Origin of the sequence: Pseudomonas sp. COW5 (assembly GCF_026240005.1) — a bacterium.
GTDB lineage: Bacteria > Pseudomonadota > Gammaproteobacteria > Pseudomonadales > Pseudomonadaceae > Aquipseudomonas > Aquipseudomonas kribbensis.
The window spans coordinates 1281904-1294670 of record NZ_JAPHVP010000001.1 but is presented as its reverse complement, the minus strand read 5'-3'; the positions used below and the strand labels follow the sequence as shown (position 1 = coordinate 1294670).

18 protein-coding genes are annotated in these 12767 nt (G+C 60.5%); 6 read left to right on the top strand and 12 right to left on the bottom strand.

The genetic code is table 11. The features are described from left to right. Positions 1 to 3: 3 nt before the first annotated feature. Positions 4 to 330, bottom strand: coding sequence for a DUF3565 domain-containing protein (locus tag OQ248_RS05975; RefSeq protein WP_085711877.1), 327 nt, complete (start codon positions 328 to 330; stop codon positions 4 to 6). Between OQ248_RS05975 and OQ248_RS05970 the strand changes: the two genes are divergently transcribed. The 3 genes from OQ248_RS05970 (at position 299) to OQ248_RS05960 (ending at position 2650) form a co-directional block, all read left to right on the top strand. After that, complete coding sequence (locus OQ248_RS05970; RefSeq protein ID WP_085711766.1) at positions 299 to 784, top strand: peptidylprolyl isomerase; 486 nt, start codon at positions 299 to 301, stop codon at positions 782 to 784. The genes OQ248_RS05975 and OQ248_RS05970 overlap by 32 nt on opposite strands. A gap of 122 nt (positions 785 to 906) precedes the next feature. Continuing rightward, entirely contained in the window at positions 907 to 1389 is a 483-nt protein-coding gene (locus OQ248_RS05965; protein ID WP_007959082.1) for a glutathione peroxidase, read from the top strand. A gap of 157 nt (positions 1390 to 1546) precedes the next feature. Further along, entirely contained in the window at positions 1547 to 2650 is a 1104-nt protein-coding gene (locus tag OQ248_RS05960) for an NADH:flavin oxidoreductase (protein WP_265812306.1), read from the top strand. Here OQ248_RS05960 and OQ248_RS05955 read toward each other — a convergent pair. Together OQ248_RS05955 and cysZ are read right to left on the bottom strand one after the other, a co-directional pair. Beyond that, positions 2619 to 3839, bottom strand: a complete 1221-nt coding sequence (locus OQ248_RS05955; RefSeq protein ID WP_265812305.1) for a glycosyltransferase family 1 protein — start codon at positions 3837 to 3839, stop codon at positions 2619 to 2621. The genes OQ248_RS05960 and OQ248_RS05955 overlap by 32 nt on opposite strands. A 42-nt stretch (positions 3840 to 3881) precedes the next feature. Beyond that, complete coding sequence (gene cysZ, locus OQ248_RS05950) at positions 3882 to 4634, bottom strand: sulfate transporter CysZ (protein ID WP_114881439.1); 753 nt, start codon at positions 4632 to 4634, stop codon at positions 3882 to 3884. Positions 4635 to 4946: 312 nt separating this feature from the next. Here cysZ and trxB point away from each other — a divergent pair, with 312 nt between their 5' ends. Beyond that, positions 4947 to 5909, top strand: a complete 963-nt coding sequence (gene trxB / locus OQ248_RS05945) for a thioredoxin-disulfide reductase (protein WP_085711762.1) — start codon at positions 4947 to 4949, stop codon at positions 5907 to 5909. A 63-nt stretch (positions 5910 to 5972) separates the two neighbouring features. On the opposite strand, the gene OQ248_RS05940 is transcribed toward trxB, so the two are convergent. From OQ248_RS05940 to OQ248_RS05915, 6 genes are all read right to left on the bottom strand, one after another. After that, on the bottom strand, positions 5973 to 6311 hold the full coding sequence (locus tag OQ248_RS05940) for a HopJ type III effector protein (RefSeq protein WP_265812304.1): 339 nt from the start codon (positions 6309 to 6311) through the stop codon (positions 5973 to 5975). Continuing rightward, the gene (locus OQ248_RS05935) at positions 6304 to 6600 is read right to left on the bottom strand and encodes a DUF1244 domain-containing protein (protein WP_085711760.1); all 297 of its coding nucleotides are present in this window, start codon (positions 6598 to 6600) and stop codon (positions 6304 to 6306) included. The genes OQ248_RS05940 and OQ248_RS05935 overlap by 8 nt, the downstream gene beginning before the upstream one ends. A gap of 68 nt (positions 6601 to 6668) precedes the next feature. Further along, entirely contained in the window at positions 6669 to 7040 is a 372-nt protein-coding gene (gene folX, locus OQ248_RS05930) for a dihydroneopterin triphosphate 2'-epimerase (protein ID WP_007957207.1), read from the bottom strand. Continuing rightward, positions 7041 to 7601: a GTP cyclohydrolase I FolE gene (gene folE / locus OQ248_RS05925; RefSeq protein ID WP_085711759.1), complete on the bottom strand. Its 561-nt coding sequence runs from the start codon at positions 7599 to 7601 to the stop codon at positions 7041 to 7043. A 22-nt stretch (positions 7602 to 7623) separates the two neighbouring features. Beyond that, positions 7624 to 8334 carry a dihydromonapterin reductase gene (folM, locus tag OQ248_RS05920; RefSeq protein ID WP_265812303.1) on the bottom strand — a complete coding sequence of 237 codons (711 nt, stop codon included), beginning with the start codon at positions 8332 to 8334 and terminating at the stop codon, positions 7624 to 7626. Positions 8335 to 8390: 56 nt separating this feature from the next. After that, on the bottom strand, positions 8391 to 8960 hold the full coding sequence (locus OQ248_RS05915; protein WP_265812302.1) for an antibiotic biosynthesis monooxygenase: 570 nt from the start codon (positions 8958 to 8960) through the stop codon (positions 8391 to 8393). Positions 8961 to 9181: 221 nt separating this feature from the next. On the opposite strand from OQ248_RS05915, the gene OQ248_RS05910 reads away from it, so the two are divergent. Continuing rightward, complete coding sequence (locus tag OQ248_RS05910) at positions 9182 to 10141, top strand: MerR family transcriptional regulator (protein ID WP_265812301.1); 960 nt, start codon at positions 9182 to 9184, stop codon at positions 10139 to 10141. 3 nt (positions 10142 to 10144) lie between these two features. Here OQ248_RS05910 and OQ248_RS05905 read toward each other — a convergent pair whose 3' ends face one another. Beyond that, entirely contained in the window at positions 10145 to 10750 is a 606-nt protein-coding gene (locus tag OQ248_RS05905; protein ID WP_114881443.1) for a hypothetical protein, read from the bottom strand. A 54-nt stretch (positions 10751 to 10804) separates the two neighbouring features. Then, entirely contained in the window at positions 10805 to 11281 is a 477-nt protein-coding gene (locus OQ248_RS05900; protein ID WP_265812300.1) for a PAS domain-containing protein, read from the bottom strand. Positions 11282 to 11434: 153 nt separating this feature from the next. Here OQ248_RS05900 and OQ248_RS05895 point away from each other — a divergent pair, with 153 nt between their 5' ends. Next, positions 11435 to 11890 (top strand): flavodoxin, encoded by a 456-nt coding sequence (locus tag OQ248_RS05895; protein ID WP_265812299.1) that lies wholly within the window; start codon positions 11435 to 11437, stop codon positions 11888 to 11890. On the opposite strand, the gene OQ248_RS05890 is transcribed toward OQ248_RS05895, so the two are convergent. Further along, a complete protein-coding gene (locus tag OQ248_RS05890; RefSeq protein ID WP_265812298.1) occupies positions 11880 to 12767 on the bottom strand; it encodes a LysR family transcriptional regulator in 888 nt (295 codons plus the stop codon). The genes OQ248_RS05895 and OQ248_RS05890 overlap by 11 nt on opposite strands.

Here is a 12767-nt window from a genome sequence, read left to right as displayed (position 1 = left end):
TTTTCAGGCGTCAAGGTTAGCGCTAACCGCGCCTTGAGCGCACCAACCGCAAGCAAAGGGTTGGCCTATTTTTTCAATACGTTGCGTTGCGTCCAGCACCCATGCCCGCGACTGCCAGGGCGGCTGGTGGCGCAGATGCTGGGTGTGGCCGCAGGAGAGCTCGGCCACCCAGTGACCGTCCTCGTCCTGATGGAAGCCTGTGATCGTCGAATCCCGTTTGTCAGGGTTGTGTTCGCTTTCGAGCGATTGCTTCGCTAAACTTGGCCTTTCTATATTCTTATGCAAAAGGTCTCGCCCCATGCTGATCGCCGCCAATAAGGCTGTCTCCATCGACTATACCCTGACCAACGACGCTGGTGAGGTCATCGACAGCTCCGCCGGCGGCGCTCCGCTGGTTTACCTGCATGGCGCAGGCAACATCATCCCGGGCCTGGAAAAAGCCCTGGAAGGCAAGGAAGTCGGCAACGAGCTGGAAGTTTCCGTCGAGCCGGAAGATGCCTACGGCGAGTATTCGGCCGAGCTGGTCAGCACCCTGAGCCGCAGCATGTTCGAAGGCGTCGACGAGCTGGAAGTCGGCATGCAGTTCCACGCTTCGGCGCCGGATGGCCAGATGCAGATCGTCACCATCCGTGATCTGGACGGCGACGACGTCACCGTCGACGGCAACCACCCGCTGGCCGGTCAGCGCCTGAACTTCAAAGTGAAGGTCGTTGCCATCCGTGACGCCAGCCAGGAAGAAGTCGCTCATGGTCACGTCCATGGCGAAGGTGGTCATCACCACTGATTTTCTGCGCTAAGCTCAGAGAACTGGAGAGGCGCCCGAGGGCGCCTTTTTAGTCCGCGGCTGTCCTTGGTAGTCTCGCCAAGTGGCTGTTTCGAGTAGAACACGGGAATCTGGAGTTCGTCATGAGTGCTTTTCACGACCTTAAGTTGACAGCCCTGGATGGTCAGGAGCTACCGCTGGCACCCTTCAAGGGCCAAGTCGTGCTGGTGGTCAACGTCGCCTCCAAATGCGGCTTGACCCCACAGTACGCGGCGCTGGAAAACCTCTATCAGCAATACAAGGGCAAAGGCTTCAGCGTGCTGGGCCTGCCGTGCAACCAGTTTGCCGGCCAGGAACCGGGCAGCGAGCAGGAGATCCAGGAATTCTGCAGCCTCAACTATGGCGTGAGTTTTCCGTTGTCGAAGAAGCTCGAAGTCAACGGCCACGATCGCCATCAGCTCTACCGTCTGCTGGCGGGCGAGGGCGCCGAATTTCCCGGCGATATTACCTGGAATTTCGAGAAATTCCTGCTCGGCAAGGACGGTCGTGTACTGGCCCGCTTCTCGCCGCGCACGGCGCCGGATGATCCTTCGGTGATCACGGCGATTGAAAAAGCCCTGAGCTGAAACGAGAAAATCGCAGCCATCGAGCTGCGATTTTTTTTGCCTGCCTTTTGACCCTTAATCATTCAGATCAATAGTGCTATGACACTGTTGGAACTCCGCATATTATCGCCGTCATATAAATTCAATGCCCGCCGATCAATTTTTCGTGGAGCCTCCCATGCCTGTTCAAGCCTTGTTCAAACCGTTCCAGCTCGGCACCCTCGAACTGCCGACCCGTGTGGTCATGGCGCCGATGACCCGTTCGTTCTCTCCGGGCGGCGTACCCAATTCCAAAGTGATCGAGTACTACCGTCGTCGCGCGGCGGCCGGTGTCGGCCTGATCATTACCGAAGGCACCACCGTCGGCCACCAAGCCTCCAACGGCTACCCGAATGTGCCGCAGTTCTTCGGCGAAGCAGCACTGGCCGGCTGGAAGAAAGTCGTCGACGCGGTGCACGCCGAGGGCGGCAAGATCGTCCCGCAACTGTGGCACGTCGGCAGCGTTCGTCGTATCGGTACCGAGCCGGATGCCAGCGTCCCGGGTTATGGCCCGACCGAGAAACTCAAGGACGGTCAGGTCGTGGTACACGGTATGACCAGGCAGGACATCCAGGACGTGATTGCAGCCTTCGCACAGGCTGCCAAAGATGCCAAGAGCATCGGCATGGACGGCGTGGAGATCCACGGCGCCCACGGTTACCTGATCGACCAGTTCTTCTGGGAAGGCAGCAACCAGCGCACCGACGAATACGGCGGCAGCCTGGCCAACCGTTCGCGTTTCGCCATCGAACTGATCCAGGCTGTGCGCGCTGCAGTGGGCGAGGGCTTCCCGATCATCTTCCGTTTCTCGCAGTGGAAGCAGCAGGACTACACCGCACGTCTGGTGCAAACCCCGGAGGCGCTGGGCGAGTTTCTCAAGCCGTTGTCCGACGCCGGTGTGGACATTTTCCACTGCTCGACGCGCCGTTTCTGGGAGGCGGAATTCGACGGTTCCGATCTGAACCTGGCGGGCTGGACCCGCAAGCTGACCGGCAAACCGACCATCACCGTCGGCAGCGTCGGCCTCGATGGCGAGTTCCTGCAGTTCATGGTCAACACCGACAAGGTGGCGCAACCGGCCAGCCTGGAAAAACTGCTGGAGCGCCTGAACAACGACGAGTTCGATCTGGTGGCCGTGGGCCGTGCGTTGCTGGTCGATCCTGACTGGGCGCAGAAAGTGCGCGAAGGCCGCGAGCAGGACATTCTGCCGTTCAGCCGTGAGGCGTTGATGACGCTGGTTTGATTGCAGTGGGGGGCTTGTCGCGCAGGTCGCGGCAAGCTCCCTGCAGATGGTTTTCAAACTGCTCGATGATGGCCGCCCAGCCTTGACGACTGGCATGTTGGCGGGCATTTAATCTGACGCAGCGCAAGGTTTCATCCTCTTCCAGCAGCCACTGCGCTGCATCGCAAAACGCTTCTTCATCCCCCGGCATCGCCAGCACGCCGTTGTAGCCGTGGCGAATATGCTGCGCAGCCGCCGCCTGATCGTAGGCCACCACGCCAAGGCCTGACGCCAGAGCTTCCAGAACGACGTTGCCGAAGGTCTCGGTCATGCTCGGAAACAGGAACAGATCGCCGGACGCGTAGTGCGCCGCCAATGCTTCGCCGCGTTGTGAGCCGCAGAAGATTGCGTCGGGCAATTCCTTTTCCAGTGCCACCCGTTGCGGTCCGTCACCGACGATGATCAGTTTCAGATTGCGCTGTGGATAAGCACTGGCGAGCTTTTCGAAGCAGCGCTTGAGCAGACCAAGATTCTTTTCCGGCGCCAGGCGTCCTACGTGAATCACGGCGATGTCCTGCTCACTCAATCCCCATTGCTCACGCAATGCGTTCAGGCGTTTGGTCGGGTGGAACAACTGACTGTCGACCCCTCGTGACAGCAGCGCCAGACGATCGAAATGCCGCCGTTCCAGTTCCAGTCGCTGGCTGACGCTCGGCACCAGGGTCAGCGCCGAACGATTGTGAAACCAGCGCAGATAATGCGTCAGCAAACGCGTCAGCAGGCCGAGACCGTACTGGTTGGTGTACTGCTGGAAATTAGTGTGAAAGCCGCTGACCACGGCGATGCCCAGACGACGTGCCGCGCGCAGTGCCGACAAACCGAGGGGACCTTCGGTGGCGATGTACAGCACGTCCGGGCGCTGGCGTGTCCAGCGGCGCAGCAACTTGTGCATCGACGACTGACCCCACTGCAACCCCGGATAACCCGGCAGTGGCCAGCCCCGGCACAACAGCAGCGCATCGTCTTCAGTGCGCTGCGGATCGTCACCCTGACGCGGCCGCACCAGTTCCACCCGATGCCCGCGCGCGCGCAAACCGTCGCACAAGCGGCCAAGGGTATTGGCCACGCCGTTGATTTCCGGTGGGAAGGTTTCGCTGATCAGGGTGATGTGTAGAGCTGTCGTCATGGCCTCAGTGTCGGCTGAGGCCATGTCGCGCTTGTGACGTTCGGATGATGGATTTGTGACGTGCGCTCAGCGTTGTGTCACGAGGTTTTCGGCACCGCGCTCGCGCACCCAGAACAACGTCGCCCCGGCCACGGCAGCGGGCATCATCAGGATGTTCACCACCGGGATCAGCAGCGCCAGGTAGACGATGCCGCCAAAACTCATGCTTTGCCAGCGCTTCTGGCGCAGCCAGGCGAGCATCTCGTTCCAGCCCAGTTTGTGGTTGTCCGCCGGGTAGTCGATGTACTGGATCGCCATCATCCATACACCGAACAGCAGCCACAGCGGCGCGGCGATAATGTTCACCATCGGGATGAACGACAGGATGAACAGGCCGATGGCCCGGGGCAGAAAGTAGCCCAGTTTGCGCATTTCCCGGGCGAGGGTGCGCGGGATCATTGCAATCAGTTCGCCCCAGCTGAAGGCCGGGAAATCGTCGGTGCCGCGCACCACGACTTCGACTTTTTCCGCGAGAAATCCGTTGAACGGCGCGGCGATCACGTTGGCGAGCATGGTGAAAGTGAAGAACACCATCAACGCCACCAGCACCACGAACAACGGCCACAGGATGTAGCTCAGGAAACTCAGCCAGTCGGGGAGCGACGGCATCAGGGAATCGACCCACAGGCTGAACTGGTGGCCGGCGAAATAGATCAATCCGACGAACAGCACCAGGTTGATCGCCAGCGGCAGCAGCACGAACAGGCGCAGGCCTGGGCTTAGAACCAGTTTCAGGCCTTCGCGCAGGTATTGCGGGCCGGAGAGGACAGGGGCGGGCATAGGGTGCTCCGAGCAAGGGAAAACGCGCCGACCTTACCGGCTTTGCATAACCTGTGAAAGCGCGGCAGCGGGATCGACATTCACTGTAACAAAGACGTCCATCTCGTCAGTGTGTCGGCATAGAGACCACCTATGAGCTGGATTGTTAAACCGTATTTCCTTAATCTTGCCCCCCTCGATACGCTGCACCCAACTTTTTACAGGACTGTCGAGCTCACGCCTTCCCCAAGGTTATCCACAGTCCTTTTTTATTCTCGCCGGCAGTCCGGCGTCCGCGCCTGATGTATCGGCCGGTCAACAGGAGACAGGTTCATGTCTGAAGTCCGTCATTCGCGAGTGATCATTCTCGGTTCCGGCCCTGCCGGTTACAGCGCTGCTGTCTACGCTGCCCGTGCCAACCTCAAGCCGCTGCTGATCACCGGCATGCAGGCCGGCGGTCAACTGACCACCACCACCGAAGTCGACAACTGGCCGGGCGACGTCCACGGCCTGACCGGTCCGGTGCTGATGGAGCGCATGCGCGAGCACGCCGAGCGTTTTGAAACCGAGATCGTCTTCGATCACATCAACGCCGTGGACTTCGCTTCCAAACCGTACAGCCTGACCGGCGACAGCGGCACCTACACCTGCGACGCCCTGATCATCGCCACCGGCGCCAGCGCTCGTTACCTGGGCCTGCCGTCGGAAGAGGCGTTCATGGGCAAAGGCGTTTCGGCCTGCGCGACCTGCGACGGTTTCTTCTATCGCAACAAGCCGGTTGCCGTGGTCGGTGGCGGCAACACCGCTGTCGAAGAAGCCCTGTACCTGGCCAACATCGCCAGCAAGGTCACCCTGATCCACCGTCGCGAAACCTTCCGCGCCGAGAAGATCCTGATCGACAAGCTCAACGCCCGTGTGGCCGAAGGCAAGATCGAGCTGAAACTGAACGCAACCCTGGACGAAGTGCTGGGCGACAACATGGGCGTGACCGGTGCGCGTCTGAAGAACAACGACGGCAGCTTCGACGAAATCAAGGTCGACGGCGTGTTCATCGCGATCGGCCACACCCCGAACACCTCGCTGTTCGAAGGTCAGCTGGAGCTGAAAGACGGCTACCTCGTCGTTCAGGGCGGCCGTGAAGGCAACGCCACCGCGACCAGCGTCGAAGGCATCTTCGCTGCCGGCGACGTGGCCGACCACGTTTACCGTCAGGCCATCACCTCGGCCGGCGCCGGCTGCATGGCGGCACTGGACACCGAGCGTTACCTGGACGATCTGCAAAACGCTTCGTTCTAAGATCGCAGACATAAAAAACCGGCCAATTGGCCGGTTTTTTTGTACCTGCGATCCGCTAGGGAATCACCGGCGAGTCAGCGGCTGCGCTTCGAACTTCACGCCGGCCAGGCCGTGCTGGATCAGCGCACGGATATTGCCGTGATCACTGCCTTCAGGCGTTGCCACAACCGAACGGTAGTGTTCGCCGAACGCCAGCAGCGCTTCTTCATTGCTCAAGCCTTCCAGCAGCGCCAGACCCAACGTCTTGCACGAACCTTCGTTCTGCCCGGCCGCGTTTTCCACGCCGCCGTTGTTGAACGCCTGAGGCTGGTAGTCGTAGCCGGCGGCGATGAACGCCAGGGTGTCGGCAAAAACGTGTTCGCCGCTCTTGAGGCTGGCGCGCAGGGTGTTCAGATCACTCATTGGGTTTTCCTTTGGCGAACGCCGCTTGTTGTTCGGCGCTGGCTTCTTGCTGATATTGGGCTTTCCACTCGGCGTACGGCATGCCGTAAACCACTTCCCGGGCATCGTCGAGGCTGACCTCGATCTGGCGCTCGTCGGCGGCGGCCTTGTACCACTTCGACAGGCAATTGCGGCAGAACCCGGAGAGGTTCATCAGGTCGATGTTCTGCACATCCTTGCGGCTGTCCAGGTGGGCGACCAGCCGGCGGAAGGCGGCGGCTTCGAGTTCGAGGCGTTGTTGCTCGGTCATGATGGGCTCTGTGCAGTCAAATCGTGGCGCGGATGATAAAAGTCTGACGCTTTAAGCGCCAGACGCACTCAGCGGCTGGCGGCGAGGGTGATCGACACCGACTCGGCAAAACGCAACGCGTGCGGCTTGTCGACTTCGACCTCGGCGTACAGCACCGATTCATTGGCCATCACCAGATCCAGCAGCTCCTGGGTCAAGCGTTCGAGCAGCGCGAAGCGGTTGCCCTCCACGTGGGCGATGATCGCCTTGGTGATGGTGCGGTAGTTCAGCGCGTGGTCGATGTCGTTGTCACGCACCGCTTCCTGCGCGGCGTACAGGATGGTCAGGTTGATCAGCACATCCTGCTTGTTGAGGATTTCGTCCTCGTTGATCCCGATAAAGGTGCGCAGGCGCAGATCCTTGACCCGGATGCGCGCCATTCCCGGTTGAAGTTGTGGCATTTACTTGCTCCGTCCAATCAATTGCAGGAACTCCTGACGGGTGTTGCTCGACTCGCGGAAGGCGCCGAGCATGACCGAGGTGTTCATGGTCGAATTCTGTTTCTCGACACCGCGCATCATCATGCACATGTGTCGGGCTTCGATGACCACCGCGACACCGGCGGCATCGGTGACTTGCTGGACCGCCTCGGCGATCTGGCGGGTCAGGTTTTCCTGGATCTGCAGGCGGCGGGCGAACATGTCCACCAGCCGTGCGATCTTCGACAGTCCCAGCACCTTGCCCGTCGGAATATAAGCCACATGGGCCTTGCCGATGAAGGGCAGCAGGTGATGTTCGCACAACGAGTAGAGCTCGATGTCGGCGACGATGATCATCTCGTCGCTGTCGGAAGCGAACAGCGCTCCGTTGACGATCTCGTCGACGCTCTGTTCATAGCCGTGACACAGATACTGCATGGCCTTGGCCGCGCGCACCGGCGTATCGAGCAAGCCTTCACGGTCGGGATCTTCACCGAGGCCGATGAGGATCTCGCGGTAGTTTTCGGGCAGGGAACGGGTCATGGAGCATCCTCGCGGGGGCGTTTTACTTGACGTGCCGCCCGCCGTTGACGGTCAGGGTGGTGCCGGTGACATAAGGGTTGTCGAGCAGATAGCGCAGGCTCTGATAGATCACTTCGCTGCCCGGCTCGATGCCCAGCGCGGACTTGGCCAGCGCCTTGGCGCGGTATGCCGCGTCGTCGTCGGGATTGAACAATAGCAGGGCCGGTGCAATGCCGTTGACCTTGATTGACGGCGCGTAGCGCGCGGCGAAGGACAGCGTGAGGCTGTCGAGCCCGGCCTTGCTGGCGCAATAGCCGATATGTTTGCTGCTGCCCTTGCGCGTGACGTCATCGCTGATGTGGATGATGTCGGCGGGGCTCGCACGTTGCAGCAAATCAGCGCAATGCAGATTGATCAGGTACGGCGCCAGCATGTGGATGTTGAACATCCGGGTGAAGGCTTCGGCTTCACCGTCGCCGTTTTCCGCCAGCCATTCGGAGGCGTTGTGCACGATGGCCCGCAGGCTGTCGGTGTGGGTCTTCAGTTCAGCGATGAAAGCGAGGATCGAGGCCTCACTGGAAAAATCCGCGAATACCCCGATGGCCCCCAGATCCCTTAACGTTTTCACACCGGGACGTTCGCTGCGGTAGGTGAAGATGACCCGATGGCCGTCTTCCAGCAGCCGCTGCGCGCAATGCAGCCCGACGCGCTGGCCGGCGCCAGTGATGAGAATGGGGGCTGCGGAAGAAGTCATGAACGGCTCGCGTCGAGGTCAGAGCAAAAACTATAACAGCGACGCGAGCGATGGTTTCAGCGATTTTGCGTGGACGCCGCGCCAGGCAGTGGGCGGGCCGGGGAACTGTTGAGCCAGCCGGCCAGCAGGCGCGTGGACAGAGGAATGAAGAAATAGACCATCAACGGCGTCAGGCACAGCGTGCTGATGAAGACCCTCGGCAACAGGCTCATTTCAACGAGCAGCGGGCCCAGCACGAAATTGAACAGCAGCGACACCGGGAAGAACGCCAGCCAGATGGCCACGGCCTGTTTCCAGCGCGGAGGGCGCACGCCGGCTGCACCGAACCAGCCTTCGATACCGCTGACTCGATGTTCGGTCGGGTGGGCAAACAGATCACTGCCACGGGCCAGCCAGGCGGTACGCGATGCCGAGTGCTCCCAGGCGTGCAGAGTCTGTTCGTCAACAAAGCGGAAAATGATCTGGAACTCATCGTCGCCGGGAGGTGGAGCCAGTACGCCGGAACCCAGGTAGCCGGGAAAGTCGGTGGCCAGTTGTTCGCCTTCGCGCAGCCAGGCGATCAGGTCCTGATAGCGACCATCGGCGACGCGACGGGCGACCATCAGCGTGACGGGGGAAGTAGACATTGTGTATCTCCGAATTGCATATGCGTCGCTCCGGGTAGGAGTTTCGCCTGACGCAGCGCCGGGGTAGAGGGCTGCGCTTTCGACAAGCAAGGATTATTCCTGATTATTGTGACGAAACCATAGACGTTCGTCCCATTTCATCGCTTGAACCGACAAGGGGCATCCAGAGTAGAATGGGATCCAACTTCGCTAACAACGCCAACAAGGACGTGTCCGCACACATGCCTGTCATTACTGACGTTCGCCTTGCCTCGCAGGCCTCTGTTGCGCTTGAGCGCGAGGAGCTTTTCCCCATACGCGAGGTGGCGCGTCTGACCGGCGTCAATCCGGTCACGCTGCGTGCATGGGAGCGGCGTTATGGTCTGATCCAGCCGACACGCACCGAAAGTGGGCACCGGTTGTATTCGATGACCGATATCGAGCGCGTTCGCAGTATCGTCGACTGGATCGATCGTGGTGTCTCGGTGAGCAAGGTCGGCAGGATCCTGGCCAAGACCGAGCCGATGAAGGCGTTGGCACACATCATTACCGATGACCTGGTGCAGGCCGACTACCTGCAATGGCAGGAGCAGGTTCAGCGGGCGGTCAGTTCGTTCGATGACCAGGAACTGGATCGGGTCTACGGGCAGATTTTCTCTTCCTACACGCTGCCTGTGGTGTTCCAGGACATCCTGATGCCGCTGTGGCTGCAGCTGTTGCAGCGCCAGGACTCATTCGGGCAAACCAGCGAGTGGCTGTTCCTCGACGGTTTCCTGAGGGCGCGGGTACTGCAGCGCATCGTTGTGTTGCGTGGCTCGCATCCGCGCAAGGTGATTGTCAGTGCCCTGGCCGGGCAATGCCGCGAGCTCGAGCTGCTGGTGGCGGCACTGTTTCTCAGTGGCAACGATGCAGGCGTTCGGGTGTTGACCACCGGCCAGCCGTTCGATGAGCTGACACTGGTTTGCGAAAAGATCAAACCCCAGGCGCTGGTGCTGTTTTCCAATCACGCTCCGACTGCCGAATTGCCCCGGCGTCTGAACCGCCTGGCCCTGAGCCTGGATTGTCAGCTGATGCTGGCGGGCGATGCGTCGGATCTGGCGCAGGACAGCCTGGCCGGATCATCGGTGGGCTGTCTGGGCAATGAAGGGTCAACCATGCGCCAGCGTCTGAACCAGTTTCTCGCGGGGACGCTGGATACCTGAGGCTCAGGTGTGCAGGGCAGGGTGGGTCAGACGATGTTGCTGAAGGATGAACTGGCGCAGCCGCTCGGTTTCGTCAGCGTCGCTCTGGCTCAGGTCGTATGCGAAGAAACCGCTTTCGGTTTCCCGTTCGAAGGTGCCGCGCAGGGAAATCCGCTCATAGCCTGAAGGGCTGAACCACAGGGCGAAATGCTTCGGCGGCTTGGTCTTGTTGCGCACTTCCAGCAACACGCCTTTATGCGAAACCTCGTGAACCCACAACATGCCCGGCTGGCCTTTGGCATTCTCCAGCGCTACCGGTTCTTCAAGGGCCAGACGCCACGGGCGAACCATCGGCCCGTCCTCATAGATGCTCGGCACACCCAGGCGCAAATGCAGGGCATGGAATTCGTCTTCCACCAGATGCAGCGGAAAGGTCATCTGCTGGTTTTCGAAGTTGGCCTGGATGGTGACTTGCTCATGGGCCGCCAGGCGCGTGAGCAGATCACGGATCTGCGAACCACCATTGACCAGCAGACTCGACGTCGCATCCCGCACATTGAGCTGCGGGTTGTGTTGCATGGTCTGGATGAAATCCAGCTCATCCTGGGTCAGGAGGGCGTCGCGTTGCATGGCTAGCTCGAAATAAATAATTACAAAGTCATTGGTGATTGTAGTTAATGACACTTAGTTCGCAGTTTTGTTTGCGCCGTTCGTCGCTTTCACGGCCGCCAGTTCTGCCTCCAGAGCCGCGACCTGGGCTTCCAGCTGCGCCACTCGCTGCTGTGCCTTGACCTGAACGGTGACGTCCTTTTGCACGCCAACGAAGTAGGTCTGTCCATCATCAGCGTTTTTTACCGTCGACAGCGACAGTTCGTTCCAGAACGGCGTGCCGTCCTTGCGATAATTACGGATGATTTCCCGACACGAACCGTTATTGCGCAAAGCTTCGCGAATCAGAGGCAGATTTTCCTGGTTCCGGTCTCCGGCCTGCAGAAAACGGCAATCCTGATACAGGATCTCTTCACTGGTGTAACCCGTCAGGCGTTCAAAAGCCGGGTTCACGTAAATCAGGATGTTGTCTTCCTTGCCTTCTCGCTCGGCCACCACGATTCCATCATTCGACGCGTTGATCACCATTTGCAGCAGGCTGGCATTGATCATCTTTGAATCCTTTCAAGGTTGTCGGTGGCAGGCATTCTAGAAGATCAATCAGCGCTGTCTACTGGCCATCAGCGCTTATCGAGAGCCAATCGCAACATTGCGTCGGTGGCTGTTACTATCGCCGCTCTTTTTTTCAGTTTCAGGATCAGATTGATGAAAGTCGCCATCCTCTCCGGCTCGGTGTACGGCACGGCCGAAGAAGTCGCTCGCCACGCGCAGAGTCTGCTGAAAGCCGCCGGTTTTGAAACCTTCTACAACTCGCGCGCCAGCCTCGCCGATCTCCAGAGCTTTGGCCCCGAGGCCTTGCTCGCCGTGACTTCGACCACCGGCATGGGCGAGTTGCCGGACAACCTGCAACCGCTGTATTCGAGCATCCGCGACCAGTTGCCGGCGGCCTGGCGCGGTTTGCCTGGCGCGGTGATCGCCTTGGGCGACGCCAGTTACGGCGACACGTTCTGCGGCGGTGGTGAGCAGATGCGTGAGTTGTTCGGTGAGCTGGGCGTGCGTGAAGTGCAGGACATGCTGCGCATCGACGCCAGCGAAAGCGTCACTCCGGAAACTGATGCAGAACCTTGGCTCGAGCAGTTGATCGCCACGCTCAAAGGCTGATCGCGCGTTCGCGCAGCAGTGCGAGCCAGGCCTGCGCAGCCTTCGACAGATAGGCGCCCCGGCGCCAGATGAAGGCGATGTCCCAGCGCAGGTAGTCCGGCGCGTTCAAGGTCAGGCGCACCACGCCTGGCCGCACCAGACCGCGGGCCACCACGCTAGGCAGCAGCACCACGCCTTGCCCGGCGGCCACCAGTGCCGCGAGAAAATCCGCCTGACCGCTACGGCCACCTTCCTTCGGGGTGAAGCCCATCTGCTGGCACGCCTGAAGCAAACGGTCATTGAGCACGAAACTGCGCTGATACAGCAGGAACGGCGTGTCGGCCAGTTCCTCCAGACCGATTTCACCTTTCGTCGCCAACGGGTGATCCACCGGCAGCAGCGCATCGAGCGGCTCATCGCAGAACGGCTGGAAGTCGAACTGCGGATCTTTCGGCAGCAGACTGCCGCCCAGCTCCAGTTCCCCGCTCAGCACCGCCTGTTCGACATTGCGGCTGCCGCCTTCGAGCAATTGCACGCTGATGTTCGGGTAACGCCGTCGGTATTCGGCGAACAGCCCGGCAAACAGTGCATCGCTGCCCAGCAAGGGCAAACCGAGGCGCAACTCGCCCCGCGCCAGATGACTGAGATCATCCAGTTCCGTGAGCAATTCATCGCGCAGGCGCAGCATGCCTTCGGCCCGTTGCAGCACCACGCTGCCGGCGGCGGTCAGGCGCAACTGCGAGCCCAGGCGATCGAGCAGCGGAGTGCCGAGGCTCTGTTCGAGCTGGGCGATCTGCTTGCTCACGGCGGACTGGCTGATGTGCAGGGTTTTCGCCGCCTGAGTGAAACCGCCCTGACGCATGACTTCGACGAAGCTTTTGAGCTGTTTGAATTCCAT

Excerpts from the sequence above, each read along its gene's own strand:
- OQ248_RS05970 (WP_085711766.1), top strand. The coding sequence starts at position 299 with ATGCTGATCGCCGCCAATAAGGCTGTCTCCATCGACTATACCCTGACC.
- OQ248_RS05975 (WP_085711877.1), bottom strand. The coding sequence starts at position 330 with ATGGAGACAGCCTTATTGGCGGCGATCAGCATGGGGCGAGACCTTTTG.
- OQ248_RS05965 (WP_007959082.1), top strand. The coding sequence starts at position 907 with ATGAGTGCTTTTCACGACCTTAAGTTGACAGCCCTGGATGGTCAGGAG.
- OQ248_RS05960 (WP_265812306.1), top strand. The coding sequence starts at position 1,547 with ATGCCTGTTCAAGCCTTGTTCAAACCGTTCCAGCTCGGCACCCTCGAA.
- OQ248_RS05955 (WP_265812305.1), bottom strand. The coding sequence starts at position 3,839 with ATGGCCTCAGCCGACACTGAGGCCATGACGACAGCTCTACACATCACC.
- cysZ (WP_114881439.1), bottom strand. The coding sequence starts at position 4,634 with ATGCCCGCCCCTGTCCTCTCCGGCCCGCAATACCTGCGCGAAGGCCTG.
- trxB (WP_085711762.1), top strand. The coding sequence starts at position 4,947 with ATGTCTGAAGTCCGTCATTCGCGAGTGATCATTCTCGGTTCCGGCCCT.
- OQ248_RS05940 (WP_265812304.1), bottom strand. The coding sequence starts at position 6,311 with ATGAGTGATCTGAACACCCTGCGCGCCAGCCTCAAGAGCGGCGAACAC.
- OQ248_RS05935 (WP_085711760.1), bottom strand. The coding sequence starts at position 6,600 with ATGACCGAGCAACAACGCCTCGAACTCGAAGCCGCCGCCTTCCGCCGG.
- folX (WP_007957207.1), bottom strand. The coding sequence starts at position 7,040 with ATGCCACAACTTCAACCGGGAATGGCGCGCATCCGGGTCAAGGATCTG.
- folE (WP_085711759.1), bottom strand. The coding sequence starts at position 7,601 with ATGACCCGTTCCCTGCCCGAAAACTACCGCGAGATCCTCATCGGCCTC.
- folM (WP_265812303.1), bottom strand. The coding sequence starts at position 8,334 with ATGACTTCTTCCGCAGCCCCCATTCTCATCACTGGCGCCGGCCAGCGC.
- OQ248_RS05915 (WP_265812302.1), bottom strand. The coding sequence starts at position 8,960 with ATGTCTACTTCCCCCGTCACGCTGATGGTCGCCCGTCGCGTCGCCGAT.
- OQ248_RS05910 (WP_265812301.1), top strand. The coding sequence starts at position 9,182 with ATGCCTGTCATTACTGACGTTCGCCTTGCCTCGCAGGCCTCTGTTGCG.
- OQ248_RS05905 (WP_114881443.1), bottom strand. The coding sequence starts at position 10,750 with ATGCAACGCGACGCCCTCCTGACCCAGGATGAGCTGGATTTCATCCAG.
- OQ248_RS05900 (WP_265812300.1), bottom strand. The coding sequence starts at position 11,281 with ATGATCAATGCCAGCCTGCTGCAAATGGTGATCAACGCGTCGAATGAT.
- OQ248_RS05895 (WP_265812299.1), top strand. The coding sequence starts at position 11,435 with ATGAAAGTCGCCATCCTCTCCGGCTCGGTGTACGGCACGGCCGAAGAA.
- OQ248_RS05890 (WP_265812298.1), bottom strand. The coding sequence starts at position 12,767 with ATGGAATTCAAACAGCTCAAAAGCTTCGTCGAAGTCATGCGTCAGGGC.